Annotated in this window: 24 protein-coding genes, 1 pseudogene and 1 riboswitch; of the genes and pseudogenes, 14 read left to right on the top strand and 11 right to left on the bottom strand. The window is 71.2% G+C overall.

Features of this window, described 5'->3' with window-relative positions:
* Positions 1-4 precede the first annotated feature (4 nt).
* Genes ACFY10_RS17850 through ACFY10_RS17840 form a run of 3 tightly spaced genes read left to right on the top strand, consistent with a single transcriptional unit; the run spans position 5 to position 4,039 of the window.
* Complete coding sequence (locus tag ACFY10_RS17850) at positions 5-1,135, top strand: glycine betaine/L-proline ABC transporter ATP-binding protein (protein WP_390666191.1); 1,131 nt, start codon at positions 5-7, stop codon at positions 1,133-1,135.
* Positions 1,135-3,078 (top strand): ABC transporter permease, encoded by a 1,944-nt coding sequence (locus tag ACFY10_RS17845; RefSeq protein ID WP_390666057.1) that lies wholly within the window; start codon positions 1,135-1,137, stop codon positions 3,076-3,078. The genes ACFY10_RS17850 and ACFY10_RS17845 overlap by 1 nt, the downstream gene beginning before the upstream one ends.
* A 13-nt stretch (positions 3,079-3,091) precedes the next feature.
* On the top strand, positions 3,092-4,039 hold the full coding sequence (locus tag ACFY10_RS17840; RefSeq protein ID WP_390666190.1) for an ABC transporter substrate-binding protein: 948 nt from the start codon (positions 3,092-3,094) through the stop codon (positions 4,037-4,039).
* On the opposite strand, the gene ACFY10_RS17835 is transcribed toward ACFY10_RS17840, so the two are convergent.
* A complete protein-coding gene (locus tag ACFY10_RS17835; protein ID WP_390666056.1) occupies positions 4,040-4,765 on the bottom strand; it encodes an isocitrate lyase/phosphoenolpyruvate mutase family protein in 726 nt (241 codons plus the stop codon).
* On the bottom strand, positions 4,762-5,259 hold the full coding sequence (locus ACFY10_RS17830; protein WP_390666055.1) for a carboxymuconolactone decarboxylase family protein: 498 nt from the start codon (positions 5,257-5,259) through the stop codon (positions 4,762-4,764). Before ACFY10_RS17830 ends, ACFY10_RS17835 begins: the two co-directional genes overlap by 4 nt.
* Positions 5,260-5,306: 47 nt before the next feature.
* On the opposite strand from ACFY10_RS17830, the gene ACFY10_RS17825 reads away from it, so the two are divergent.
* The 3 genes and pseudogenes from ACFY10_RS17825 (at position 5,307) to ACFY10_RS17815 (ending at position 7,196) form a co-directional block, all read left to right on the top strand.
* Complete coding sequence (locus tag ACFY10_RS17825) at positions 5,307-6,707, top strand: PLP-dependent aminotransferase family protein (RefSeq protein WP_390666054.1); 1,401 nt, start codon at positions 5,307-5,309, stop codon at positions 6,705-6,707.
* Positions 6,650-7,092: pseudogene (locus ACFY10_RS17820) on the top strand (carboxymuconolactone decarboxylase family protein); the annotation flags it as partial. The gene ACFY10_RS17825 and the pseudogene ACFY10_RS17820, both read left to right, overlap by 58 nt.
* Entirely contained in the window at positions 7,074-7,196 is a 123-nt protein-coding gene (locus tag ACFY10_RS17815; RefSeq protein WP_390666053.1) for a hypothetical protein, read from the top strand. The pseudogene ACFY10_RS17820 and the gene ACFY10_RS17815, both read left to right, overlap by 19 nt.
* Positions 7,197-7,211: 15 nt before the next feature.
* Here the strand turns inward: ACFY10_RS17815 and ACFY10_RS17810 are convergent, their stop codons facing one another.
* The 3 genes from ACFY10_RS17810 to rocD form a co-directional block, all read right to left on the bottom strand.
* A complete protein-coding gene (locus ACFY10_RS17810; RefSeq protein ID WP_390666189.1) occupies positions 7,212-8,060 on the bottom strand; it encodes a hypothetical protein in 849 nt (282 codons plus the stop codon).
* A 225-nt stretch (positions 8,061-8,285) separates the two neighbouring features.
* Positions 8,286-9,335, bottom strand: a complete 1,050-nt coding sequence (locus ACFY10_RS17805) for an AraC family transcriptional regulator (RefSeq protein WP_390666052.1) — start codon at positions 9,333-9,335, stop codon at positions 8,286-8,288.
* A gap of 128 nt (positions 9,336-9,463) precedes the next feature.
* Positions 9,464-10,669 (bottom strand): ornithine--oxo-acid transaminase, encoded by a 1,206-nt coding sequence (gene rocD, locus ACFY10_RS17800; protein ID WP_390666051.1) that lies wholly within the window; start codon positions 10,667-10,669, stop codon positions 9,464-9,466.
* Between the two features lie 103 nt (positions 10,670-10,772).
* A riboswitch (ZMP/ZTP riboswitch) is annotated at positions 10,773-10,862 on the top strand.
* A gap of 43 nt (positions 10,863-10,905) precedes the next feature.
* On the opposite strand from rocD, the gene ACFY10_RS17795 reads away from it, so the two are divergent.
* Positions 10,906-12,357 (top strand): glycine hydroxymethyltransferase, encoded by a 1,452-nt coding sequence (locus ACFY10_RS17795; RefSeq protein WP_390666050.1) that lies wholly within the window; start codon positions 10,906-10,908, stop codon positions 12,355-12,357.
* 72 nt (positions 12,358-12,429) lie between these two features.
* Here ACFY10_RS17795 and ACFY10_RS17790 read toward each other — a convergent pair whose 3' ends face one another.
* The 3 genes from ACFY10_RS17790 to ACFY10_RS17780 all read right to left on the bottom strand — a co-directional run bounded on the left by ACFY10_RS17790 (position 12,430) and on the right by ACFY10_RS17780 (position 14,757).
* Complete coding sequence (locus ACFY10_RS17790; RefSeq protein WP_390666049.1) at positions 12,430-13,074, bottom strand: hypothetical protein; 645 nt, start codon at positions 13,072-13,074, stop codon at positions 12,430-12,432.
* A 200-nt stretch (positions 13,075-13,274) separates the two neighbouring features.
* Positions 13,275-14,210 (bottom strand): hypothetical protein, encoded by a 936-nt coding sequence (locus ACFY10_RS17785; RefSeq protein WP_390666048.1) that lies wholly within the window; start codon positions 14,208-14,210, stop codon positions 13,275-13,277.
* Complete coding sequence (locus tag ACFY10_RS17780; RefSeq protein WP_390666047.1) at positions 14,197-14,757, bottom strand: RNA polymerase sigma factor; 561 nt, start codon at positions 14,755-14,757, stop codon at positions 14,197-14,199. The genes ACFY10_RS17785 and ACFY10_RS17780 overlap by 14 nt, the downstream gene beginning before the upstream one ends.
* A gap of 131 nt (positions 14,758-14,888) precedes the next feature.
* Here ACFY10_RS17780 and trpS point away from each other — a divergent pair, with 131 nt between their 5' ends.
* Both trpS and ACFY10_RS17770 read left to right on the top strand, forming a co-directional pair.
* Complete coding sequence (trpS, locus tag ACFY10_RS17775) at positions 14,889-15,902, top strand: tryptophan--tRNA ligase (protein WP_390666046.1); 1,014 nt, start codon at positions 14,889-14,891, stop codon at positions 15,900-15,902.
* 137 nt (positions 15,903-16,039) lie between these two features.
* A complete protein-coding gene (locus tag ACFY10_RS17770; RefSeq protein ID WP_390666045.1) occupies positions 16,040-16,618 on the top strand; it encodes a 2'-5' RNA ligase family protein in 579 nt (192 codons plus the stop codon).
* Between the two features lie 16 nt (positions 16,619-16,634).
* On the opposite strand, the gene ACFY10_RS17765 is transcribed toward ACFY10_RS17770, so the two are convergent.
* Positions 16,635-17,390 (bottom strand): decaprenylphospho-beta-D-erythro-pentofuranosid-2-ulose 2-reductase, encoded by a 756-nt coding sequence (locus ACFY10_RS17765; RefSeq protein WP_390666044.1) that lies wholly within the window; start codon positions 17,388-17,390, stop codon positions 16,635-16,637.
* 19 nt (positions 17,391-17,409) lie between these two features.
* Positions 17,410-18,765, bottom strand: coding sequence for an FAD-binding protein (locus ACFY10_RS17760; RefSeq protein ID WP_390666043.1), 1,356 nt, complete (start codon positions 18,763-18,765; stop codon positions 17,410-17,412).
* Positions 18,766-18,898: 133 nt separating this feature from the next.
* Between ACFY10_RS17760 and ACFY10_RS17755 the strand changes: the two genes are divergently transcribed.
* The 3 genes from ACFY10_RS17755 to ACFY10_RS17745 all read left to right on the top strand — a co-directional run bounded on the left by ACFY10_RS17755 (position 18,899) and on the right by ACFY10_RS17745 (position 21,509).
* Positions 18,899-19,417 (top strand): phosphatase PAP2 family protein, encoded by a 519-nt coding sequence (locus ACFY10_RS17755; protein ID WP_390666042.1) that lies wholly within the window; start codon positions 18,899-18,901, stop codon positions 19,415-19,417.
* Positions 19,410-20,399, top strand: coding sequence for a decaprenyl-phosphate phosphoribosyltransferase (locus ACFY10_RS17750; RefSeq protein WP_390666041.1), 990 nt, complete (start codon positions 19,410-19,412; stop codon positions 20,397-20,399). The genes ACFY10_RS17755 and ACFY10_RS17750 overlap by 8 nt, the downstream gene beginning before the upstream one ends.
* A gap of 147 nt (positions 20,400-20,546) precedes the next feature.
* Positions 20,547-21,509 carry a YihY/virulence factor BrkB family protein gene (locus tag ACFY10_RS17745; protein ID WP_390666040.1) on the top strand — a complete coding sequence of 321 codons (963 nt, stop codon included), beginning with the start codon at positions 20,547-20,549 and terminating at the stop codon, positions 21,507-21,509.
* Here ACFY10_RS17745 and ACFY10_RS17740 read toward each other — a convergent pair.
* The gene (locus tag ACFY10_RS17740) at positions 21,457-22,731 is read right to left on the bottom strand and encodes a D-alanyl-D-alanine carboxypeptidase family protein (RefSeq protein ID WP_390666039.1); all 1,275 of its coding nucleotides are present in this window, start codon (positions 22,729-22,731) and stop codon (positions 21,457-21,459) included. The two genes, ACFY10_RS17745 and ACFY10_RS17740, sit on opposite strands and share 53 nt — an antisense overlap.
* Before the next feature lie 91 nt (positions 22,732-22,822).
* Between ACFY10_RS17740 and ACFY10_RS17735 the strand changes: the two genes are divergently transcribed.
* Together ACFY10_RS17735 and ACFY10_RS17730 are read left to right on the top strand one after the other, a co-directional pair.
* On the top strand, positions 22,823-23,062 hold the full coding sequence (locus ACFY10_RS17735) for an SCO4848 family membrane protein (RefSeq protein ID WP_390666038.1): 240 nt from the start codon (positions 22,823-22,825) through the stop codon (positions 23,060-23,062).
* A 52-nt stretch (positions 23,063-23,114) separates the two neighbouring features.
* Positions 23,115-24,356: a metallophosphoesterase gene (locus ACFY10_RS17730; RefSeq protein ID WP_390666037.1), complete on the top strand. Its 1,242-nt coding sequence runs from the start codon at positions 23,115-23,117 to the stop codon at positions 24,354-24,356.
* The last annotated feature ends 197 nt before the right edge of the window (positions 24,357-24,553 follow it).

The following is a 24,553-nucleotide window of genomic DNA, read 5'->3' as shown; positions in this document are numbered from 1 at the left end:
CGCGATGAATACGCCGGTCTTTTCTGTTGAGGGACTGTGGAAGGTGTTCGGCCCGAAGGCCGAGCGCATCCCCGCCGATCCAGAACTGACCTCGCTGGAACCCGCCGAACTCCGCTCCCGTACGGGCTGCACCGCCGCCGTCCGTGACGTCTCCTTCGACGTACGCAAGGGCGAGGTGTTCGTGGTGATGGGCTTGTCCGGCTCCGGCAAGTCCACGCTCGTGCGCTGTCTGACCCGGCTGATCGAGCCGACGGCCGGCACGATCGCCATCGACGGCGAGGACGTCCGCGCCATGGACAAGTCCCGCCTGCGCGAACTGCGCCGCCACCGCGCCGCGATGGTCTTCCAGCACTTCGGTCTCCTGCCGCACCGCACGGTCCTCGACAACGTGGCGTACGGCCTCGAGATCCAGGGCGTGAGCAAGTCCGAACGGCGGGCGCGCGCCCAGGAGGTCGTCGCCAAGGTCGGCCTGGAGGGCATGGAGCAGCGCCGACCGAGCCAGCTGTCCGGTGGTCAGCGGCAGCGCGTGGGTCTCGCCCGCGCCCTGGCCGTCGACCCCGAGGTCCTGCTCTTCGACGAGCCGTTCAGCGCGCTCGACCCGCTGATCCGGCGGGACATGCAGGAGGAGGTGGTCCGCCTGCACCGCGAGGAGGGCCGCACGATGGTCTTCATCACCCACGACCTGAGTGAGGCCCTGAAGCTCGGCGACCGCATCGCCCTGATGCGCGACGGCCGGGTCGTCCAGCTGGGCACCCCGGAGGAGATCGTGGGCAGCCCGGCCGACGACTACGTCCGCGAGTTCGTACGGGACGTCTCCCGCGAGCAGGTGATGACGGTGCGTACGGCCATGCGGGCCGGGGAGTGCGGCGGCACGAAGCATCCCGGGGCTCTCGCGCCCGGCGAGCTCGTCGCCGACGCGATCAAGGTCGTGGCCGCGAGCGGGGAGACGGCCTGTGTTGTGGAGGAAGGCCGCTGTCTGGGCGTCGTGGACGCGGACACCCTGCTCGGCGTCGTAGCTGGCGTAGCTGCGGGCAGTCGTGCCGCTGGGGCGGCACCCGTCCCACAGAAAGCGGCACCCGCTCAGCGCGGTCCAGCGACCCCGCCGCCCCCCAGCACCAACACGGAGGCCGTCTAATGGCAACGGTCACCGCAAACGCCCCTCGCCTCGCACTCCCAGCCGCTCTCAAACACCGCGCGGTCCAGAAGCTCCTGCTCCTCGCCCTGGCGGCAGCGATCCTCGTCCCTCTGGCCAACGCCCGCTGGGCAAGCGGAAGTTGGCCCGAAGCCCTAACCGTCGACCTGACCAACCCCCTCACCACCGCCAGCAACTGGATCATCGACAACCGGGACAGCCACCCCCTGTTCCTCTACGGCTTCGGCTACATCAGCAACGCCGTCGTGATCTCCGTACGCGCCGTGTATCTGGTCCTCCTCGCCGCGGGCTGGCCCGGCGTCACGGCCCTCGGGGCCCTCGTCGCCTGGCGCGTCGCCGGAGTCCGGCTCGCCCTGGGCACGGCGGCGGCCTTCCTGGCCTGCGGCCTGCTCGGCATGTGGGTGCCGACCATGCAGACGCTCGCGCTCATGGTGGTCGCCGTGCTCGCGTCGGTCGTCGTCGGAGTGGTGCTCGGCCTCGCCGCCGGTCTCTCCGACCGCCTCGACCGCGCCCTGCGCCCGGTCCTGGACACCATGCAGGTGATGCCTGCCTACGCGTATCTGCTGCCCGTCGTGCTGGTCTTCGGCATGGGCGTCCCCGCGGCCGTCCTCGCCACCGTCGTCTACGCCGCCCCGCCCATGGCCCGGCTCACCGCGCTCGGGCTGCGCGGCGCCGACAAGGAGGTCCTGGAGGCGGTCGAGTCGCTCGGCGCCACCGCGCCCCAGCGGCTGCTGACCGCCCGCATCCCCCTGGCCCGCAAGGAGCTCCTCCTGGGCCTCAACCAGACGATCATGATGGCGCTGTCGATGGCCGTCATCGCCTCCGTCATCGGCGCCGCCGGCCTCGGTGACCGCGTCTACCAGGCGCTGGCCTCCGTCGACGTGGGCGCGGCGCTCGCGGCCGGTATCCCGATCGTGCTGCTGGCCGTCGTACTGGACCGGATCACCGGCGCGGCGGGCGAGCACGCCGGCGAGGAACCCGGCAGCCTGCGCCCCTGGCTCTACGCTGCCGTCGCCGCCGTGGCCGTCGCGCTGGCCGGACGCCTGGCCGGAGGCCTCGGCTGGCCCGACGCCTGGACGCTGAACATCGCCGAACCGGTCAACCGCGCCGTCGACTGGATGACCGCCCACCTCTACTCGGGCGTGCCTGTCGTGGGCGGCACCGCCGACTGGGCGGGCCACTTCACGACCTGGGTGCTGAACCCGGTCCGCAGCGGCCTGCAGGGGCTGCCCTGGTGGTCGGTGCTGCTCGTGGTCGCCGCCCTGGCCTGGCTGATCGGCACCTGGCGCACCGCGCTCACCGCGGTCCTCGCCATGGCCGCGGTCGGTGTGCTCGGCGTCTGGACGCCGGCGCTCGACACGCTCTCCCAGGTGCTGGCGGCCGTCGCCGTCACCCTGGTGCTGGGCTTCGCGACCGGCATCGCGGCGGCCCGCAGCGACCGTTTCGAACGGGCCCTGCGCCCCGTCCTGGACGTCTTCCAGACGATGCCGCAGTTCGTGTACCTGATCCCGGTGGTCGCGCTGTTCGGCGTGGGCCGTGCGCCCGCCGCGGCGGCCGCCGTCGTCTACGCGCTGCCCGCCATCGTCCGCATCACCACGCAGGGCCTGCGCCAGGTCGACCCGGCCGCCCTGGAGTCGGCCCGCTCGCTCGGCGCGACCCCCGCCCAGCAGTTGCGCCAGGTGCAACTCCCGCTCGCCCGCCCGGCGTTGCTGCTCGCCGTCAACCAGGGCGTGGTCCTCGTCCTCGCCGTAGTCGTCATCGGCGGCCTGGTCGGCGGAGGCGCTCTCGGCTACGACACCGTCTTCGGCCTGGCACAGGGTGACCTGGCGACCGGCCTGGTGGCGGGCGCCGCGATCGTCTGCCTCGGCCTGATGCTCGACCGGGTGACCCAGCCGATCCAACGGCGCACGAAGAAGGGAGCGTGACATGCGCATTCGTATGAGTGTGAGTACGACCGCCGTGGTGGGCTCCCTGGTGCTGCTCACCGGCTGCGGTGCCGCCGACATGACCAAGCAGGCATCGCCGTTCGCCAATGCGCAGGGCGCCAAGACCGTGACCCTCTCGGTCCAGTCCTGGGTGGGTGCGCAGTCCAACGTCGCCGTCGCCCAGTACCTGCTGGAGCACAAGCTCGGCTACCGCGTGGACACCGTCCAGGTCGACGAGGTCCCCGCCTGGGACGCGCTCAGCCAGGGCCGCGTCGACGCGATCATGGAGGACTGGGGCCACCCCGACCAGGAGAAGCGCTACGTCGACGACAAGAAGACGATCGCGCGGGGCGGCGGCCTCGGAGTGACCGGCCACATCGGCTGGTACGTGCCGACGTACCTGGTCAAGCAGCACCCCGACATCACGAACTGGAAGAACCTCAACAAGTACTCGTCGCTGTTCCGCACCGCGGAGAGCGGCGGCAAGGGCCAGCTGATGGACGGCTCACCGTCCTACGTCACCAACGACAAGGCGCTGGTGAGCAACCTGAAGCTGGACTACCAGGTGGTGTTCGCCGGTTCCGAGGCGGCGCAGATCACGCAGATGAAGCAGTTCGCCAAGGAGAAGAAGCCCTTCCTGACGTACTGGTACGCGCCGCAGTGGCTGTTCAAGAAGGTCCCGATGACCGAGGTGAAGCTGCCGGCGTACAAGGAGGGCTGTGACGCGGACGCGGCGAAAGTCGCCTGCGCCTATCCGCACACCCCGCTGCAGAAGTACCTCAACGCGGACTTCGCGAAGAAGGGCGGCAAGGCGGCCGCCTTCCTGAAGAAGTTCAGGTGGACGACCGAGGACCAGAACGAGGTCTCCCTGCTGATCGCCGACCAGAAGCTCACCCCCGAGCAGGCGGCGAAGAAGTGGGTGGACAGCCACGCGTCGACGTGGAAGGCGTGGCTGTCGTGATCACATCCGCTTCCTCAGCTCCCCGGTCATCCCCTCCAGCGCCAGCGCCGCCCAGCGCAGCAGCCCTGGCCCGAACGTGACGCGCGTGGCCCCGAGTTCACCGAGCTCGGCGGGCTTGGGGCCGCCGTCCAGCTTGCCGTACACATTGATCGGCCCCTGGATGCCGGACCGCAGGAGTGGGAGTACGTCCGCCGGGGCGCCGATCGGATAGATGCAGTCGGCGCCGGCGGCGACGTACAACGCGGCCCGCTCGATGGCCCGTTCGGGGTCACCGTCCCCGTGGGAGAAGGTGTCGACGCGGGCGTTGACGAAGAGCCGGTCGCCCGCCGCGTACCGCACCTCGGCCAGCCACTCCGCGTGCTCGTGCGGGTCCTTGAGGACGCCCCCGCTGGAGTCCTCCAGGTTGCAGCCCACGGCCCCCGCTGCCAGCAGCCGCTCCACCAGTTCCCTCGGCGCCAGCCCGTACCCGTCCTCGACGTCGGCCGACACGGGCACATCGACCGCCCGGGAGATGCGCGCCACCGCGGCGAACATCTCGTCGGCCGGCGTGGACCCGTCCTCATACCCGAGGGAGGCCGCGATCCCCGCGCTGGGCGTCGCGAGCGCCGGGAACCCGGCCTTCACGAACACCCGGGCGCTGACCGCGTCCCAGGGGCCGGGCAGGACCAGCGGGTCACCGGGCTCGCGCCTCCGGTGCAGGGCGCGGAAGACGTCCACCTTGCTCACCGGTGCTGCCCCGCCTCGTAGTGCCCCGGGACCATGCGGCACGTCACGGCGAACCGGTTCCAGGCATTGATCACCGTGATCGCGGCGATCAGCTGCGCCAGCTCGGGCTCCTCGAAGTGCTTGGCCGCGTGGTCGTACACCTCGTCCGTGACGAAGCCGTCGGTCAGCACAGTGACCGCCTCGGTCAGTTCCAGGGCGGCGAGCTCCTTCTCCGTGTAGAAGTGCTTCGACTCCTCCCACGCACCGAGCTGGATGATCCGCTGCACGCTCTCACCGGCCGCGAGGGCGTCCTTGGTGTGCATGTCCAGGCAGAACGCGCAGTGGTTGAGCTGCGAGGCGCGGATCTTCACCAGCTCCAGCAGCTTCGGGTCGAGGCCCTGCCGGGCTGCCGCGTCGAGGCGGACCATCGCCTTGTAGACCTCGGGGACGTGCTGGGCCCAGCCCAGCCGGGCGGGCTGCTCGGGCGCGTACGCGGTGGCTTCTTCTGTCGTCATGCCCTCGACCCTAGAAGCGAGGCAGCCCAGAGGTATGGTCCATTCCCATGGCGAAACCTTGGGCCACTTTGGGCGTCGACCTGCACCTGGAGCCGACGGGTCCCGGGGTCCGCCGGGGTCTCACCGACGCCCTGCGCGAGGCCGTGCGCACCGGCCGTCTGGCCCCCGGCACCCGGCTGCCCTCCTCCCGCACCCTCGCCGCCGACCTGGGCATCGCCCGCAACACGGTCGCCGACGCATACGCCGACCTGGTGGCGGAGGGCTGGCTCACCGCCCGGCAGGGCTCGGGCACGCGGGTGGCCGACCGGGCGGTGAGCCCGCCTGCCACGCCAGCACCCCGCCCCCGCACTCCCGGCCGCCCCGCCTACGACCTGGCCCCCGGCCTCCCCGACCTGGCGTCCTTCCCCCGCGCCGAGTGGCTCAAGGCCGCCCGCCGAGCCCTCACCGCGGCCCCGTACCAGGCCCTCGACTACGGCGACCCGCGCGGCCGGATCGAACTGCGCACCGCTCTCGCCGGCTACCTCGCCCGGTCCCGGGGCGTGCGCACCGACCCCGAACGCATCCTGGTCTGCGCCGGCATCTCGCAGGGCCTGCGCATCCTCTGCGCAGTGCTGAGGGCGCGCGGCGCGAGCACGATCGCCGTGGAGTCGTACGGCCTGTACGTGCACTGGGATCTGCTGGCGGAGTCCGGTCTGCGGACGGTCCCGCTGCCGTTCGACGAACGGGGCACGAATCCGGGGGAGTTGACGGACGAGGCCGCGGTCCTGCTCACCCCCGCCCACCAGTTCCCGATGGGCGGCACCCTGCATCGCGACCGGCGGGCGGCCGCCGTCGACTGGGCGCGCCGCACCGGCGGCCTGCTCGTCGAGGACGACTACGACGGCGAGTTCCGCTACGACCGCCAGCCCGTCGGCGCCCTCCAGGGCCTGGACCCGGACCACGTCGTCTACGCGGGCACGGCCAGCAAGTCCCTCGCCCCCGGCCTCAGACTGGCCTGGCTGGTCCTGCCGCCGGACCTCGCCCACGAGGCGGCGAAGGCGAAGGGCCACATCGACTCGTGCGGGGCCCTGGACCAGCTCACGCTTGCCGAGTTCATCACCTCCGGCGCGTACGACCGCCATGTGCGCGCCGCCCGGCTGCGCTACCGCCGCCGCCGGGACGCGCTCGTCGCGGAACTCGCGCGGCGGGCCCCCCAGGTCAGCGCCACCGGCATCGCGGCGGGCCTGCACGTGGTGCTGCGTCTGCCGCCGGGCACCGAGCAGGCGACGCTGCGGGCGGCGGCCTGGCAGGGCCTCGCGGTGCACGGGCTGCACCGCTACCGGCACCCGGACGCCACCGTCGAGCCGCGTGACGCGCTGGTCGTGGGGTACGGGACACCGCCGGACAGCGCCTGGGCGGGGACGCTGGACGCGCTGTGCGCGGCGCTGCCGGAATCGGCGGGGCCGTAATCGCCGTTTGCGCGGCACAGGACGCCAAGGCCGGTCCGGAACTGCTGGAACTGATCAGGATCCGTGCCACACAGATCAACAGCTGTGCGTTCTGCCTCGACATGCACACCAAGGACGCCCGCGCCCAGGGCGAGACCGAGCAGCGCATCTCTACACCGAACGGGAGCGCGCCGCACTGGCGTTGACCGAGGCCGTGACCCTGGTTCACGACGGCCATGTCCCGGACGAGGTCTACGCCGAGGCCGCCGAGGTCTTCGACGAGGCCGCCGAGGTCTTCGACGAGCAGCGGATCGCGGCACTGATCTGGGCGGCGACCGTCATCAACGCGTACAACCGGATCGCCATTGCGCGGACGGTGCCGGGGGCTTGTCAGCCGGCAAAGAAGGCGGCACGGACGACGCCCGCCGGCAGGAGGCCGTCGAGACGGCGACCCTCGCGCTGGAGGCCAGGTCCCGCCTGTGGGCCGGCATCACGCAGGCGCGGGGTTGAGGCGGTGCGCGTCCGTCACACCGCTGGTTCTTCGGCTTCTTCGGCCGCCACCGGTGCCGGCGCCTCCCCGAACCGCGCCAGCGCCAGCGCTCCCGCAACGGCGACGACGAACCCAAGCACCGCAAGCCAGGCGAGCCCCTCCCGCGTACGGTCCCCGAGCCACACCACGCCCACCGCCGCCGGCCCGATTGTCTCGCCGATCACCATCCCGGCGGTGGCAGTGGTCACCGAGCCGCGCTGCAACGCCGACGTCAGCAGCAGGAAGGCGGCGCCTCCACCGAGCAGCAGGGCGTACGTCGCCGGGTTGGTGAGCAGCTCCGACGGTGCGAGCGAGTCGATCAGCCGCACCGACACCTCCACCACCCCGAACCCGAACCCGGCCCCCAGCCCGAGCACCAGCGCCCGCCCCCGCCCGGACCACCGGCCCCCGAACAGCCCGAGCAGCAACACCACGACGGCAATCGCGAGCATCGCGTACTTCAGCGCCGTCGACCCCTCGCGATCGCCCTCGGCCCCGGACGCCAGCCCCAGCATGGCGAGCCCGGCGCACACCACCCCGACCGCACCCCACTCCGTCCCGCTCAGCCGCACCTGCAGCAGCCGCGCCGCGACCACCCCGGTCACCGCCAGGCTGGACGCGAGCGCCGCAGCGACCGCGTAGATCGGGATCGACCGCAGTGCCGCGATCTGCAGCAGAAACCCCAGCCCGTCCAGCGCCAGCCCGGCCAGATACCGCCACTGCCGCAACGCCCGCAGCAGCAGCGCCGCCTCTCCGCCCCCACCCGTACTGGCCGACCGCGTGGCGACCGCCTGCAAAACCGTCGCGGTACCGAAGCAGACCGCCGCGCCCAGCGCGCACACCATCCCAAAGATCACAAAGCGACTGTAGGGGAGAGGCACAGGAAGCGGCGATGCCTCGGCGTCGGCTCTCACCGATCTTTGGCCTTGCGCATAGGCGCAAGGTGCATCTGTGCCAGGGGCGTTGGTCCCGCGTCTGCTGCCGCCCGGCTCGGCTCCCCCGAACCACCGTCCACGACCCGGGCGGCAGGGTTCCACCATCGCTCCGACGCCCCTGACCCGGCTATCCGGTTACGGCGGAAACGCCACCGTTTTGTGGATAGCGCCAGATTCACGGACAGCCCGAGTCCCCCGCAACGTCTGCGACGGCGTCTCCCCGTACGTCTGCCGATAGTGCCCGGTGAACCGCCCCAGATGCGCGAACCCCCAGCGCAGCGCCACATCGGTGACCGTCCCCAGCGCATGTCCGTCGGCGATGGCGAGCAGATCGCGCCGGGCCAGATCCAGCCGTACACGCCGCAGATACGCCAGTGGAGTCGTGGCCAGATGTGCCCGGAACCCCTCCCGCAGGCTCCGCAGACTCACCCGCGCCGCCATCGCCATGTCGGCCACGGAGATGGGCTCGTGGGCATGCTCGGCACAGAAGTCCGCGGCGCGCCGTACCGCATTGGGCAGCACCGCGGGCCCCCGCCCCGCCACCGCATCGCTGAGCATGTGCGGCTGCGCGTCCAGCAGACCGTCGACCAGCAACTGCTCGAAGTGCCCCACCGCCAGCGGCGATCGCGCCGCCAGCTCCGAGTCGGCGAACTCCGCGAACGCCCGCACCACCCGTAACCACGCCCGGACCGCCCCCACGCGCGGATCCAGCACCGGCGCGAAGTGCAGCGGCACGATGGGCGGTTCACCCAGCCGCACGGCGAGCGCCCGGTCGATGGTCTGCCGAGGAATGATCAGCACCCGGTTCAGGGTCTCCCCGCTCCACCGCATCGACAGCCGCTGCCCCGGATTGACGATGCTGAGCGCGGATGCCAGGGCCACCCCGTCCGCGGTGACGATGCCGTCCCCGGCAAGCGGCACATGGATGTTGTAGAACTCCGGCAACTCACCCGGCGTGACATCGACCTCCGCCCCGTACCCCAACTCGTACAGCGCCACGGCCCCTTCGTGCACGCACCGGAACCGCCCGTCGACCGGATGCTCGTCCAGCACCGTGAGCCGATGCGGCGCGAACCGCGCACTCACCAGCGCATGCAGCTCCTCGACGTCACGACCCCGAAAGAGCAGCCCCCGCCCCGCACCCACCGGCACGGCCTCCGACCCGCCTGCGCCCATGACGGACATGCCTCTCGCCACGTGTCCCGTACGTCCGTACCGTCCGAGTTTCCCGACCTCCGCACCGCTGCGTCGAGGGCCGAAGGTCCCGGAAGCCGAAAACCGCACGGGAGCACGCCGACTCCCGGCCGAGCCGCTCAGAGCCCGAGCACAGCCCGCAACTGCGCGAGCCCCCAGTCGAGGTCCTCCTTCCCGATCACCAACGGCGGTGCGATCCGCACCGTCGACCCGTGCGTGTCCTTCACCAGCACTCGCCGCTCCATCAGCTTCTCGGAGACCTCCCGCCCCGTGCCGTACCGCGGCGCGATGTCGACGCCGGCCCACAGCCCCCGCCCGCGCACCGCCGTCACCCGCCCCGTGCCGGTCAACGCGCCGAGTTCCCGGTGCAGGTGACCACCCAGCTCGGCGGACCGCGCCTGGAACTCGCCCGTTCGCAGCATCGCGATCACCTCGAGTGCCACCGCACAGGCCAGCGGATTCCCGCCGAACGTCGACCCGTGCTCACCGGGCCGGAACACTCCGAGCACATCCGCCGATGACACCACCGCCGACACCGGCACGATCCCGCCGCCCAGCGCCTTCCCGAGCACATACACATCCGGCACCACGCCCTCGTGCTCGCACGCGAAGGTCTTTCCGGTCCGCCCCAGCCCCGACTGGATCTCGTCCGCCACGAACAGCACGTTCCGCTCCCGCGTCAGCTCCCGCACCGCCGGCAGATAACCGGCAGGCGGCACCAGCACCCCCGCCTCGCCCTGAATCGGCTCCAGCAGCACGGCCACCGTGTTCTCCGTGACCGCCGACCGCATCGCCGTCAGGTCCCCGTACGGCACGATCTCGAAGCCGGGGGTGTACGGCCCGAAGTCCGCCCGTGCCTCCGGGTCGGTGGAGAAGCTGATCAACGTCGTCGTACGGCCGTGGAAGTTGTTGCCCGCGACCACGATCTTCGCCATCTCCGCGGGCACGCCCTTGACGCGGTACCCCCACTTCCGGGCCGTCTTCACCGCCGTCTCGACCGCCTCCGCGCCCGTGTTCATCGGCAGCACCAACTCCATCCCGCACAGCTCGGCGAGCTCGGAGCAGAACGCCGCGAACCGGTCGTGATGGAACGCCCTCGACGTCAGCGTGACCCGATCCAGCTGCGCCTTCGCGGCCTCCACCAGGCGCCTGTTGCGATGGCCGAAGTTGAGCGCCGAGTAACCGGCCAGCAGGTCCAGATACCGCCTCCCCTCCACATCGGTCATCCACGCCCCGTCCGCAGTGGCGACGACCACGGGCAGCGGGTGGTAGTTGTGCGCGGTGTGCGCGTCGGCGGCGGCGATGAGTGTCTCCGTAGCGGTCACGGGATCTCCAGAAGGTGCCAGGTGCTCTGAGGGTGCCCCTTTCCTATCGTCGCTCGCATGGTGGACGCGGGACCTCTGCCTTTCGACGCGCCCGGTAGGCTGATCGGCGGGCCGTGACTGGCGCGCTGGGATGGGACCGACCATCGGGGAGCGGCCTGTGTGTGAGCGAGTGCCGTGCGCCTGGGCCAACCGTGAACCGTGAACGCTTCAAGCCACGCCACCCGGAGGCCGACGACATGTCAGAGCAGCAGCCCCTCTCCACCGAGTCCACCGCCTTCCGTGCCGCCCTCGATGTGATCCGCGCCGTGGAGCCGCGTGTCGCCGACGCCATCGGCCAGGAGGTTCACGACCAGCGCGAGATGCTCAAGCTGATCGCCTCCGAGAACTACGCCTCCCCGGCCACCCTCCTCGCCATGGGCAACTGGTTCAGCGACAAGTACGCCGAGGGCACCATCGGCCGCCGCTTCTATGCCGGCTGTCGCAATGTCGACACTGTCGAGTCCCTCGCCGCCGAACACGCCAAGGAGCTCTTCGGCGCCCGCCACGCCTACGTCCAGCCGCACTCCGGCATCGACGCCAACCTCGTCGCCTTCTGGTCGGTCCTCGCCCAGCGCGTCGAGGCCCCCGCTCTGGAGAAGGCCGGCGTCCGTCAGGTCAACGACCTCACCGAGGCCGACTGGGCCGAGCTCCGCCAGGCCTTCGGCAACCAGCGCATGCTCGGTATGTCCTTGGACGCCGGCGGCCACCTCACCCACGGCTTCCGCCCGAACATCTCCGGCAAGATGTTCGACCAGCGCTCCTACGGCACCGACCACGCCACCGGCCTCATCGACTACGAGGCCCTGCGCGTCTCCGCCCGCGAGTTCAAGCCGCTGATCATCGTCGCCGGCTACTCCGCCTACCCCCGTCTCGTGAACTTCCGCATCATGCGCGAGATCGCCGACGAGGTCGGTGCGACCCTGATGGTGGACATGGCGCACTTCGCCGGCCTGGTGGCGGGCAAGGTGCTGACCGGCGACTTCGACCCGGTCCCGCACGCCCAGATCGTCACCACCACCACCCACAAGTCGCTGCGCGGCCCGCGCGGCGGCATGGTGCTGTGCGACGACTCCCTCAAGGACCAGGTCGACCGCGGCTGCCCGATGGTCCTCGGCGGCCCGCTCCCGCACGTCATGGCCGCCAAGGCCGTCGCCTTCGCCGAGGCACGCAGGCCCTCCTTCCAGGACTACGCCCAGCGCATCGTCGACAACTCCCGCGCGCTGGCGGAAGGCCTGATGCGCCGGGGCGCCACCCTCGTCACCGGCGGCACCGACAACCACCTCAACCTCATCGACGTCGCCACCTCCTACGGCCTCACCGGCCGCCAGGCCGAGGCCGCCCTGCTCGACTCGGGCATCGTCACCAACCGCAATGCCATCCCCGCCGACCCCAACGGCGCCTGGTACACCTCCGGCATCCGCATCGGCACCCCCGCCCTGACCACGCGTGGCCTGGGCACCGCCGAGATGGACGAGGTCGCGGGCCTCATCGACCGTGTGCTGACCAGCACCGAGCCGGGCACCACCAAGTCGGGCGCCCCGTCCAAGGCGCAGCACGTCCTCGACCCGAAGATCGCGGACGAGATCTCCCGCCGCGCCACCGACCTCGTGGCCGGCTTCCCGCTGTACCCGGAGATCGACCTGGGCTGACCAGCGCTCGCTCTTGAGTTTTCAAAGATCGACGACTCTCAAAGACCGACGGCGTTCGGAGATCGGTGATTCTCAGAGATCGATGAGCTCCTGTCGTGGCTCCTCCCGCGGCGGTCCGGCACCCTGCCGGGCCGCCGCGCGGCGTATCAGCAGCGTGCCTCCGGCACCGACCACCAGGCCCACGGCCACCCCCGGAACCCACCAGAAGTCGGACGCATGCACCCAGGACGCCTCGCGGGCGCCGCCGTACGCGAAGGCCTCCTTCCCGGACATCCCGAGCAGTCCCTGCCGGTACAGCTGGTCGAAGACGGAGCGCGGTGCCCGGTGCCAGCGGATGTCGTCGTCCTCCACCTCAGGTGCCGGATCCGAGCGCACCCACGGTGTGCCGTCCGCCGCCACGAGCAGCTGGTCCTGCCGCTCGATGGCCACGTCACCGTCCGGAGGCCCGTTCGTCAGGGGCCAGCCACCTATCCCCGTCAGCCCCCAGACCACGGTGAGCCGTACCAGCGGATACCGGCCTTCCTCCCAGGCTTCCGGCACCCGCTCCGTTCCTGAGTGCATTGGCTGCAGCAACTGCCACAGGCGGGCGAAGTCCGGCTCGCCGGAGCGCACCGCCGTTGTCCGCCCCGAGCTGCCCACCATGACCAGGGCCAGATCCGGGACGTCCCGGCCCTGCGCCAGCGTGGGTGTCTCCGCCGCCGCAGTGGTCGTCTGCATTCCGCACAGGGCCATCGCCACCGCGGATACCGACGCCCCGATCAGCACTGCCGGTTCGCGAACCCTGCCCCTCCACCTGCGCATCCCGTCCCCCCAACCAGTAACCCCGTGCGGCCCGCTCGCGAGCTGCGTGTCACTTCTGGTACACCGCTCGGGCCGACGGGGTTCCATCTCAGCGGGCTATTTCCTGATACAGCGCACTATCTAGATGAATCGTTGCTCTCGAGCCGCTTCTCCAGGGACCTTGCGAGCTCCACTGCCCGGGTCCTGGACGCCACCCCCTCCAGCCGCAGTGTCATCTCGCCCTCGCCGGCCTGGTGACGGGTCCACAGGAGCGTCGGCCCGGCGGTCCGCTCCTTGCGGGTGAAGCGGTTCTCGTCCGGGTCGACCAGCCAGAAGCTCAGCAGGTGCGGGCGCGGGAACCACAGGGCGTACTCCTGCACCCCGTCCGCCGAGGGCTCCCCGCCCAGCCCGATCCACTCCGGTGGCTCGCGCAGGACCTTGGTGAAGCCGACGTCCAGCCGCTCCGGAAACTCGTCCAGCCGGACCGTGCGCCCGTCCTCCCGCCAGCACAGGCTGACCAGGAACCGGCCGTGCGGCTGGCTCGTCACCGCCACCGTGTCCGGCACCCCGAGCGCGTCCGGCACCAGCGGCTCGAAGCCGGCCCGGTGCTCGGCCTGCCCCAGCGACACCGATGTGCCGCAGCCCGGCACCGAGGCACCCGGCGAGGGCACCGCCGACGGGTCGTACCGCACCTCGACCCCACCGAAGCCGAACCAGTCGAAGACCGCGGCCCGCACCGGGGGCGTGAGCACGAGAACCGTCAGCAGACCGCACAGGACCGCGGTCAGCGGGCGCCACCGCAGCCGGGTCCAGCGCCGGACCGCGCGCAGCCGCTCACGGGGGCTCCGGGGCTCGACCGCCGGGACCGGCACATGCTCGGCCAGTATCTGTCCCAGCACCCGCTCGACCATCGTCTCGGCACCGAGGGAACCGTCCGCATCGCCGCTCCCGGGTGCGTCCAGCGACCGGCCGAGCGCCCGCAGCTCCTCCAGCAGCCCGGAAGCGCGGTCCTCGCGGCCCCGACCCCGGCCGCCCTCACCGTCGTACGCGCTTCGTCCCTCACTCACGCTCATCACCCCCTTCCCGAGGCCTGAAATCCGGCAGCAGTCGGCCCAGCTTGCGCAGAGCGCGGTTCAGGCGGGACTTGACCGTCCCGCGAGGCCAGCCCAGGGCCTGGGCCGTCTCGGACTCGTCCATCTCCAGGAGATAGCGGTAGGTGACGACCAGGCGGTGCTCCTCGCTCAGCTTCTCCAGGGCGGACAGCAGCGCCGCGCGGCGCTCCGTCTCCAGCGTCGCCACCGCCGGGTCCGCCGATTCCGGTATCAGCGGCTCCGCCTCCACGAGGGCCGCCTCCCGGCCGGCGAGCGTGCGCTGTCGCGCCGCCGTGCGCACTGTGTTCCTCGTCTCATTGGCGACGATCGACAGCAGCCACGGCTTGAAGGCCGCGCCGTCCCGGAACTTGCCCAGCGCGCAGTACGCCTTGACGAAGGCCTGCTGCACCACGTCCTCCGCGTCCGCTCCCGCCCCGAGCGCCGCGGCCGCCCTGAGCGCGATGCCCGTATGGGCCCGCACCAGCTCCGCATACGCCTCCGGCTCCCCGGCGCGTACACGTGCGATCACCGCGGCCTCATCGACGATGCGGCCCCCCTCCCGCGTTCTCACACTCTTGTTACACCGCAGGAGATGGATCGGTTCCCACCTGTTTCCGACCAGTTCCGGATCGGCTCGACAGACCTGAGAGAATGGTGAACATGGCCTCTGACAGTCCTCGTGTGCTCTCCGGAATCCAGCCCACCGCAGGCTCGTTCCACCTCGGCAACTACCTCGGCGCCGTCCGCCAGTGGGTGGCACTGCAGGAGAGCCACGACGCGTTCTACATGGTCGTCGACCTGCACGCGATCACCGTTCCGCAGGACCCGGCGGAGCTGCGCGCCAACACCCGGCTCGCCGCCGCCCAGCTGCTCGCGGCCGGTCTCGACCCGGAGCGCTGCACACTCTTCGTCCAGAGCCATGTCCCCGAGCACGCCCAGCTGGCCTGGGTCATGAACTGCCTCACCGGTTTCGGCGAGGCCTCCCGTATGACCCAGTTCAAGGACAAGTCCGCCCGGCAGGGTGCCGACCGCGCCTCCGTCGGCCTGTTCACGTACCCGATCCTCCAGGTCGCCGACATCCTGCTCTACCAGGCCAACGAGGTCCCGGTCGGCGAGGACCAGCGCCAGCACGTCGAGCTCACCCGTGACCTCGCCACGCGCTTCAACGGCCGCTTCGGCGAGACCTTCACGATCCCGAAGCCGTACATCCTCAAGGAGACGGCGAAGATCTACGACCTGCAGGACCCGTCGATCAAGATGAGCAAGTCGGCGTCCACGCCGAAGGGCCTCATCAACCTCCTCGACGACCCCAAGGCCACCGCCAAGAAGGTCAAGAGCGCGGTCACCGACACCGACACCGTCATCCGCTACGACGCCGAGAACAAGCCCGGCGTCAGCAACCTGCTCACCATCTACTCGACCCTCACCGGCAAGTCGGTCGCCGAGCTGGAGCAGGACTACGAGGGCAAGATGTACGGCGCCCTCAAGACGGACCTCGCCGAGGTCATGGTCGACTTCGTGACGCCCTTCCGGGAGCGCACCCAGCAGTACCTGGACGACTCGGAGACGCTCGACTCGATCCTGGCCAAGGGCGCGGAGAAGGCCCGCGCAGTCGCCGCGGAGACCCTCGCCCAGGCGTACGACAAGGTGGGCTTCCTGCCTGCCAAGCACTGACGTACACCAGCGCACGCACGTACCACCCGGCAGAGCGCTGCACATCACTATGGTTGCGCCTGCCCGCGACACAGCCGTGGCCTTACAGTCGATAGCCGACGGCTGAGAACAAATCCGTCACGACGACAGGAGACGACGTGGGGACCGTAACGATCGGCGTGTCGATCGCGGTCCCGGAGCCTTACGGCAGCCTGCTCCAACAGCTGCGCGCGGGCTTCGGCGACGCCGCTGCTCACGGCATCCCCACGCACGTCACCCTGCTGCCGCCGACCGAGGTCGACGGCAGCGACCTGCCGGCCGTCGAGGGGCACCTGACCGAGGTCGCCGCGGCCGGCCGGCCGTTCCCGATGCGGCTGTCCGGCACCGGCACCTTCCGGCCCCTGTCACCCGTCGTCTACGTGCGGGTCGCCGAGGGCGCCGAGGCCTGCACCCGGCTGCAGAAGCAGCTCCGCGACCCCTCCGGCCCCGTCCCGCGCGAACTGCAGTTCCCGTACCACCCGCATGTCACGGTGGCGCACGGCATCGACGACGAGGCGATGGACCGCGCCTTCGAGGAACTCGCCGGCTACGAGGCGGACTGGCCGTGCACCGGCTTCGCCCTCTACGAACAGGGCGCGGACGGCGTATGGCGCAAGCTGCGGGAGTACACCTTCGGCGGCTCCGTGGTGCCGCCGCAGGCCGGGCACGTGGAGCGCGGCTCCCTGCCCACCCGGTAACGACCTGGGGCCGTGGCTACAGGGGCAGCCGGCGGAACACCCCGCGCGGCACGTGCCGCAGGGCCGACATCACCACGCGCAGCGTGCCGGGCACCCACACCGTCTCCGAGCGCCGCCGCAGCCCCAGTTCGACGGCCGTCGCGACCGCCTCCGGCGTCGTCGCGAGCGGTGTCTCCTCGAGGCCGGCGGTCATCTTCGACCGTACGAACCCGGGGCGTACGACCATGACGTGCACGCCCGTGCCGTACAGCGCGTCGCCCAGGCCCTGTGTGAAGGCGTCCAGGCCGGCCTTGCTGGAACCGTAGATGAAGTTGCTGCGGCGGGCCCGCTCGCCGGCGACGGAGGAGAGCACCACCAGCGAGCCGTGGCCCTGCGACTGCAGCGCGCGTGCGCACACCAGGGACGCCGACACCGCGCCCGTGTAGTTGGTCTGCGCGACACGCACCGCCCAGGCCGGTTCGCGCTCGTCGCGCGCCTGGTCGCCGAGGATTCCGAAGGCGAGCAGCACCATGTCGACGTCGCTCTCCGCGAAGACCTTGCCGAGGGCCGTCTCGTGGGAGTCGGGGTCGAGCGCGTCGAAGGCGACGGTGTGCACGTCGGCACCGTGGCCGCGCAGTTGCTCCGCGGCCTGCTCCAGGGCGGGCGAGGGGCGTCCGGCGAGCCACACCGTGCGGGTGCGGCGCGCGATGAGACGGCGGGCCGTGGCGAGCGCGATCTCGGACGTACCGCCGAGGACGAGCAGGGACTGGGGGAGGCCGAAGGCGTCCTTCACGACAGCAGCTCCTAGGTGCCTAGATGGCGAGACGGCGGGAGAGATCGGACGTGAACACGCCGCGCGGGTCGAGTTCCGTGCGCAGTGCCCGGAAGTCGTCGAGGCGCGGGTACATCGCAGCGAGGAGTTCGGGGCGCAGCCGGGAGTCCTTGGCGAGGTAGACGCGGCCGCCGGCCGTGGCGACCTCCTCGTCGAGTTCGTCGAGGAACGCGCCGAGGCCGGGCAGGCCCGCCGGGAGGTCCAGGGCGAGCGTCCAGCCGGGCACGGGGAACGACAGCCACCCCGGGGCGGACTCCCCGAACCGCTTGAGGACGGCCAGGAAGGACGGGCAGCGCTGCTCGGAGATGCGCCGCACGATCCGGCGCAGGGCGTCCTCCTGGCCGTGTCCGACGACGAACTGGTACTGCACGAAGCCGCCGCGGCCGTAGATGCGGTTCCAGTGGGGCACGCCGTCCAGAGGGTGGAAGAAGGTGGAGATCCGCTGCAGTTGGCCGGTACGCGCGCGTGGCGCCGTCCGGTACCAGAGCTCGTTGAACAGGCCCACGGTCGTGCGGCTGAGCAGGCCCTCCGGGAGGAAGGCGGGGGCCGGCGGGAACTGCGGGGTGCGGAAGGCCAGCGGCGCTCCACGCGCGCGTGCGGGCAGCGCTTCGAGCGGGGCGTGGTCGCCGCGGGTGAGGACCGCGCGTCCCGTCGCCGCGCCGCGGGCCAGCAGGTCGATCCACGCGACCGAGTAGCGGTGGCGGTGGTCGGTGGCCGCGAGACGCGCCATCAGGTCGTCGAGGTCCGTGGCGCGCTCCGTGTCCACCGACATCAGGGCGGTTTCGACCGGCAGGAGCCCGATGGTGGCCGTGAGGATCACGCCGGTCAGACCCATGCCTCCGGCGGTGGCGTCGAACAGGGGCGTGCCGCGGCTCACGGTGCGGATGCTGCCGTCGGCGGTGAGGAGCTCCAGCGACAGGACGTGCCGGGAGAAGGAACCGGAGACGTGGTGGTTCTTGCCGTGGACGTCCGCTCCGATCGCGCCGCCGACCGTCACATAACGCGTGCCGGGCGTCACCGGCACGAACCAGCCCAGCGGCAGCAGCACCTCCATCAGACGGTGCAGGGAGACGCCCGCGTCGCACAGCACGGTGCCGCCGGCGGCGTCGATCGCGTGGATGCGGTCCACGCCCGTCATGTCGAGCACCGCCCCGCCGGCGTTCTGCGCCGCGTCCCCGTACGCCCGTCCCAGGCCCCGGGGGATGCCTCCGCGGACCCCGCAGCCCCGGACGGCGGCCGCGGCCTCCTCGTACGTCCGTGGGCGGATCAGACGGGCCGCAGTGGGGGCGGTGCGGCCCCAGCCGGTGACGGTGACCGGAGCGGTGTCGGCAGACATATCGGTGACCGTATCGCCCATATATAACCGGTCAGCATTGAAACGTGACACTTCTCCCCGAAATGGGTGATTAATGGGATGTCGCTCAATATTGTCAGAGTTTTATCGGTCTCGGCGTGAACAGTGAGTCCACATGGAGCACCTGGACCAGCTGGACCACCTGGACCGCCAAATCCTTTCTGCACTGCGGGCGTGCGGCAGCGCGCCGTGCGTCGCCGGCGCCGCGCGCGCCCTCTCGTGGGCCGGTGAGCACGGTGCGCTGTGGCTCGCGGCGGGCCTCGCGGGAGCTGCCGTGGACGGAGCGCGGCGCGGTGCCTGGTTGCGCGGGGCGGCGCTCACCGCGGGCGCGCACCTGGTCAGCATGGGGGTGAAAAGAGTGGTGCGCCGTCCGCGCCCGGCGCATGTCGAACCCCTCGTACGCACCCTCGGCCGGCACTCCTTCCCGAGCTCCCACGCGACCTCCGCCGCGGCGGCCGCCGTCGCCTACGGGGCGCTCGGCGCGCATGTGATCCCGCCGCTCGCCGCCGCGATGTGCCTCTCCCGCCTGGTCGTCGGCGTGCACCACCCCTCGGACGTGGCGGCGGGCGTCGCGCTGGGAGCGCTCACGGCACGCATGGGGTCACGCTGGATGAGAGGGGGCGCTCATGACTGAGACGGCGCCTCTCAGGGGCAGCGCACGCACGAAGGACGCGGCGCTCCTGGAGCAGCGCACACCGAACCGGAACACCGCACCACCCCGCAAAGGCTCCCTCGGCGCCCTCCTGAGGGGCCTGCTGAGAACCGCACGCCCCAAGCAGTGGATCAAGAACCTACTGGTCGCCGCCGCCCCCGCCGCGGCCGGCCGGCTCTTCTCCCGCCACTCGATGGCCCAACTCGCCCTGGTCTTCGCCCTGTTCACCGCCTGCGCCGTCGCCGTCTACCTGATCAACGACGCCCGCGACGCCGAGGCCGACCGCGCCCACCCCACCAAGCGCCACCGCCCCGTAGCCGCGGGACAGGTCCCCGTACCCGTCGCGTACTCCCTCGGAGCCGCCCTCGGCGTCCTCACGCCGACCGCCTCGGCGTGGCTGGTCTCGCCGGAGGTCGCGGCGCTGCTGAGCGCGTACGTCGGCATGCAGCTGGCGTACTGCGTCAGCCTCAAGCACGTCCTCGTCGTCGACCTCGTCGTCGTGACGACCGGATTCCTGATGCGGGCGATGGTCGGCGGACTCGCGCTGGGGATTCCGCTGTCCCGCTGGTTCCTGATCACGACCGGCTTCGGCGCGCTGTTCATGGTGTCGGCCAAGCGCTACTCCGAAGCCGTCCAGATGGCCGGGAAAACGGGCGCCACGCGCGCGTTGCTCACCGAGTACTCCACCGGCTACCTGCGTTTCGTGTGGCAGCTGGCGGCCGCCGTCGCCGTCCTCGGCTACTGCCTGTGGGCCCTGGAGGAGGGCCGGGCCCGGCACACCGGCGTGCTGCCCTGGCGTCAGCTCTCCATGGTGGCCTTCATCCTCGCGATCCTCCGGTACGCCGTCTTCGCCGACCGCGGCACGGCCGGCGAACCCGAGGACGTCGTCCTGCGCGACCGCGCCCTCGCCCTGATCGCCCTGGTCTGGCTCGCGATGTACGGCCTGGCGGTGGCGCACTGGTGACCCACGCGCCACGCGCCCACCCGGCCAGGGGCAAGCGACCAGGGGCAAGGCGCTCGGCGGCACGGTGCTGTGCGGCACCGTGCTGTGTCTTCGGGGTTTGCGGGGTACTCGCACATTGGTCTTCCACACCTGGGGGAGAGTCTGATCATGGACTGGCTGAAGAAGCTCCCCTTCGTCGGGCCGCTGGTGGCGCGCCTGACGCTCACGCACGCGTGGCGGTCGTACGAACGTCTGGACCGGGTGAAGTGGACCCGGCTTGCCGCGGCGATGACGTTCACCAGCTTCGTCGCGCTGTTCCCGCTGCTCACCGTGGCCGCCGCGATCGCCGCGGCCACGCTCAGCAAGCAACAGCAGAACGACCTGCAGAACAAGATCGCCGAGCAGGTGCCGGGCATCTCCGACCAGCTCGACATCCAGAGCCTGGTCCAGAACGCCGGCGCCATCGGCCTCATCGCGGGAGCGTTGCTGCTGTTCACCGGCATCGGCTGGGCGGGCTCGACGCGCGAGTGCCTGCGCGCGGTGTGGGAGCTGCCCGACCAGGAGGAGAACCCCGTCCTGCGCAAGGTCAAGGACCTGGGCATCCTCGTCGGCCTCGGCGGCGCCGTCCTCGTCACGCTCGCCATCTCCACCGTCGCCTCCGCGATGGTCGGCTGGATCACCAGGCAGCTCGGCATCGAGAACGGCGGCTGGGGCGGCATCCTGCTGCACATCGCCGCGTTCGCCGTCGCCGTGCTCGCCGACTTCCTGCTGCTCCTGTACGTCCTCACCCTGCTGCCCGGCGTCGAACCGTCCCGCCGCCGGCTGATGGTCGCCGCGCTGATCGGCGCGGTCGGCTTCGAGCTGCTGAAGACGCTGCTCAGCGGCTATATGCAGGGCGTGGCCGGGAAGAGCATGTACGGCGCGTTCGGCGTGCCCGTGGCCCTGCTGCTGTGGATCAACTTCACGGCGAAGCTGGTCCTGTTCTGCGCCGCGTGGACGGCGACGCAGAGCGAGCAGGACGAGGGCGATCAGGGGGACGAGGGAGATGAGAGCGACGAGGGGGACGGCAGGGAAGAACTCACGGACGGGACCGGCGACGTACCAGATCCGGCAGCGGCCAGCGGCGGTTGACCAGGAACGCGGCCGCCGCGAGCAGCACCAGCACCCCACCGCTTATGGCGAAGGCGACCCCCATGCCGCCGGAGCGGCCCGCGGCCGAGGCGCTCGCCACCGGTGAGCCGGACGCCTTGCCGGCCCCGCCCGCCTGGCCCGCCGACGCGTTCCCGCCGGGCTGGGCGCTCGACTGCGCGGCGCTCTTCGGCGCGACCAGCTCACCCACCGGGCGGGCCTTTCCGGCCGCCGCGAAGCCCCAGTCGAAGAGCTTGGCGGTCTCCTTGTAGACCTCGTTGTGCTCGCTCTTCTCCGGGTTCATGGCAGTGACCAGCAGCACCCTGCCGTTCCGCTCGGCGACACCGGTGAAGGTCGCGCCCGCGTTCGTCGTGTTGCCGTTCTTGACGCCCGCGATGCCCTGGTAGACGGAGACGTCGGAGTCGCCGGTCAGCAGCCGGTTGGTGTTCTGGATCTCGAAGGAGTCGCGGACCGACTTGCCCTTCTTCTTCGTGGTCTCGCCGGGGAAGTTCGCGCGGACCGTCGAGCAGTACTCGCGGAAGTCCTTCTTCTGCAGCCCGGAGCGGGCGAACAGCGTCAGGTCGTACGCGGACGAGACCTGCCCCGGGGCGTCGTATCCGTCGGGCGTGACCACGTGTGTGTCGAGGGCCTGGAGCTCCTCGGCGTGCTCGTTCATCTCCTTGACGGTGTTGTCGACGCCGTCGTTCATCGCGGACAGCACGTGCACGGCGTCGTTGCCCGAGCGCAGGAAGACGCCGAGCCACAGGTCGTGGACCGTGTACGTCTCGCCCTCCTTTATCCCGACCATGCTGGAACCGGCGCCCATGCCCGCCAGGTCGGAGGGCGCCACCTCGTGCTTCTGGGTGCTCGGGAACTTCGGCAGCACCGTGTCCGCGAACAGCATCTTCATCGTGCTCGCCGGGGGCAGCCGCCAGTGCGCGTTGTGCGCGGCGAGCACCTCGCCCGACTCGGCGTCGGCGACGATCCACGAGCGCGCGGTGATGTCCTTGGGGAGCACGGGGGCGCCGCTGCCCAGATCGACCTGTGTGCCCGGCTGCCCGAGGCGGGTGCCGCCCACGGACGACATGTTCGCCGGGGGAGTGGCCGACGGACGCGTCGAGGGACTCGGGTCCGCGAAGGAGACGGGCGCGGTCAGCGCGAACGAGGACAGGACGGCGGAGGTGACCAGCAGGGATCGCCTGACGGTCTTCTTGGGAGCGGGCACGGACGAGAACGTACATGCCACGGGACGTGAAGTCCCGCCTCCCACCCCACCCCGGGCACGGAACGGAACGGGCGGCGGCGATACTGAACGCATGAAGCTCAGCCGCCCGGTCTCCTGGTTCCTGCTCGCCTTCGGGGTGTGGTCCTGGGTCATCTGGGTCACTTTCGTTAAAAATCTCATCAAGGACGGCAGCGGGCTCGCGTTCGACGACGGTCACCCGACGGCGTACTTCTGGGTGCATCTGACCCTCGCCGTCGTCTCCTTCGTATTGGGGACGGTCATCGGGGGCATCGGGTTGCGTGGACTGCGCGCTTTGCGCCAGACCTCATAAACCGCGCCAAATACACACAAACGGCAGAACCGGCAACGGGGGTCACGGCACGATGGTCGTCGTCTTCGGGGTATTCGCGCTGCTGGCGCTCGGCGTCCTCGTAGCGGGCAACTGGTACCTGTGGCGCCGTCTGTTCCGCGACACGACCCGGGGCCCGGGCCTCGCGCGCCGCGTGGGTGCGGCGATGATCGCGGGTGGCTGGGTGCTGGCGGTCGGCGCCGTCGTCGGCGAGCGCGCGGGCGCGCCCTTCTGGCTCCAGCAGGTCCTCGCCTGGCCCGGCTTCCTGTGGCTCGCGCTGTCGATCTATCTGCTCCTTGCCGTGGTGGCGGGTGAGGTCGTACGGCCCCTGCTGCGCCGTCTGCCGGCGCGGCGGGCGCACGCCACGGCCGCCGTACCGCAGGCGCAGCCGGTACCGGCCGGATCCGTACCGCCGAAGGCGCCGGAGCCCGAGCCCGGGTCCGCCCCGCCCTCGGAGCCGTCGCGCCGCCTCTTCGTCTCCCGCGTGGTCGCGGGCGCCGCCGCCGCTGCCGCCGTGGGAACGGTCGGCTACGGCACCTACGGCGTGCTGCGCGGCCCCGGTGTGAAGCGCGTCACCGTGCCGCTGGCCAAGCTCCCGCGCGGGGCGCACGGTTACCGCATCGCGGTGGTCAGCGACATCCACCTGGGCCCGACCCTCGGCCGGGGCTTCGCGCAGAAGGTCGTCGACACGATCAACTCCACCCAGCCGGACATCGTCGCGGTCGTCGGCGACCTGGTGGACGGCAGCGTGAAGAACCTGGGCCCGGCGGCGGCACCGCTGTCGCAGCTGAACGCGCCGTCCTACTTCGTCACCGGCAACCACGAGTACTTCTCCGGCGCCGCGCAGTGGGTCGAGGAGGTGCGGCGGCTCGGGCTGCACCCCCTGGAGAACGCCCGCACCGAGCTGCCGTGGTTCGACCTCGCCGGCGTCAACGACATCGCGGGCGAGAGCGAGGGCCAGGGCCCCGACTTCACCAAGGCGCTCGGCGACCGGGACACGGCACGCGCGTGCGTGCTCCTTGCCCACCAGCCGGTCCAGATCCACGACGCCGTCAGGCACGGCGTCGACCTCCAGCTCTCCGGCCACACCCACGGCGGCCAGCTCTGGCCCGGCAACTTCATCGCGGCCGCCGCGAACCCGACCGTCGCGGGCCTCGAGCGCTACGGCGACACACAGCTCTACGTCAGCCGGGGCGCGGGCGCCTGGGGGCCGCCCACGCGCGTGGGCGCACCGTCGGACATCACCGTGATCGAACTGGCGTCGACGCACGCCTGAGCGGACCCAAGGGTCCGATGGAAACCGCTGGCCGAAACCATGCGCCGCGGACCCTGTGAGGGCCCTGTGAAACCTGGTGGAAACCCCTTGCGGTAACTTCTTTCTCAACTCAACAAAACCCTCTTCCCCCAGGTGAAAAACCTGTGATTAGGTGAGCCGCGCCACTAGGGGAGTGGCATGTGGGGCGGGGCCCGTCG

Source organism: Streptomyces sp. NPDC001401, from assembly GCF_042895385.1.
Lineage (GTDB): Bacteria > Actinomycetota > Actinomycetes > Streptomycetales > Streptomycetaceae > Streptomyces.
This window is presented reverse-complemented; position numbering and strand designations above follow the sequence as displayed.

Excerpts from the sequence above, each read along its gene's own strand:
- ACFY10_RS17810 (WP_390666189.1), bottom strand. The coding sequence starts at position 8,060 with ATGGTGTGCGCGCTGGGCGCGGCGGTCTGCTTCGGTACCGCGACGGTT.
- ACFY10_RS17840 (WP_390666190.1), top strand. The coding sequence starts at position 3,092 with ATGAGTGTGAGTACGACCGCCGTGGTGGGCTCCCTGGTGCTGCTCACC.
- ACFY10_RS17805 (WP_390666052.1), bottom strand. The coding sequence starts at position 9,335 with ATGTCCGTCATGGGCGCAGGCGGGTCGGAGGCCGTGCCGGTGGGTGCG.
- ACFY10_RS17830 (WP_390666055.1), bottom strand. The coding sequence starts at position 5,259 with ATGACGACAGAAGAAGCCACCGCGTACGCGCCCGAGCAGCCCGCCCGG.
- ACFY10_RS17785 (WP_390666048.1), bottom strand. The coding sequence starts at position 14,210 with ATGAGCGTGAGTGAGGGACGAAGCGCGTACGACGGTGAGGGCGGCCGG.
- ACFY10_RS17790 (WP_390666049.1), bottom strand. The coding sequence starts at position 13,074 with ATGCAGACGACCACTGCGGCGGCGGAGACACCCACGCTGGCGCAGGGC.
- ACFY10_RS17850 (WP_390666191.1), top strand. The coding sequence starts at position 5 with ATGAATACGCCGGTCTTTTCTGTTGAGGGACTGTGGAAGGTGTTCGGC.
- ACFY10_RS17750 (WP_390666041.1), top strand. The coding sequence starts at position 19,410 with ATGACTGAGACGGCGCCTCTCAGGGGCAGCGCACGCACGAAGGACGCG.
- ACFY10_RS17795 (WP_390666050.1), top strand. The coding sequence starts at position 10,906 with ATGTCAGAGCAGCAGCCCCTCTCCACCGAGTCCACCGCCTTCCGTGCC.
- trpS (WP_390666046.1), top strand. The coding sequence starts at position 14,889 with ATGGCCTCTGACAGTCCTCGTGTGCTCTCCGGAATCCAGCCCACCGCA.
- ACFY10_RS17825 (WP_390666054.1), top strand. The coding sequence starts at position 5,307 with ATGGCGAAACCTTGGGCCACTTTGGGCGTCGACCTGCACCTGGAGCCG.
- ACFY10_RS17760 (WP_390666043.1), bottom strand. The coding sequence starts at position 18,765 with ATGTCTGCCGACACCGCTCCGGTCACCGTCACCGGCTGGGGCCGCACC.
- ACFY10_RS17845 (WP_390666057.1), top strand. The coding sequence starts at position 1,135 with ATGGCAACGGTCACCGCAAACGCCCCTCGCCTCGCACTCCCAGCCGCT.
- ACFY10_RS17735 (WP_390666038.1), top strand. The coding sequence starts at position 22,823 with ATGAAGCTCAGCCGCCCGGTCTCCTGGTTCCTGCTCGCCTTCGGGGTG.
- ACFY10_RS17745 (WP_390666040.1), top strand. The coding sequence starts at position 20,547 with ATGGACTGGCTGAAGAAGCTCCCCTTCGTCGGGCCGCTGGTGGCGCGC.
- ACFY10_RS17755 (WP_390666042.1), top strand. The coding sequence starts at position 18,899 with ATGGAGCACCTGGACCAGCTGGACCACCTGGACCGCCAAATCCTTTCT.
- ACFY10_RS17730 (WP_390666037.1), top strand. The coding sequence starts at position 23,115 with ATGGTCGTCGTCTTCGGGGTATTCGCGCTGCTGGCGCTCGGCGTCCTC.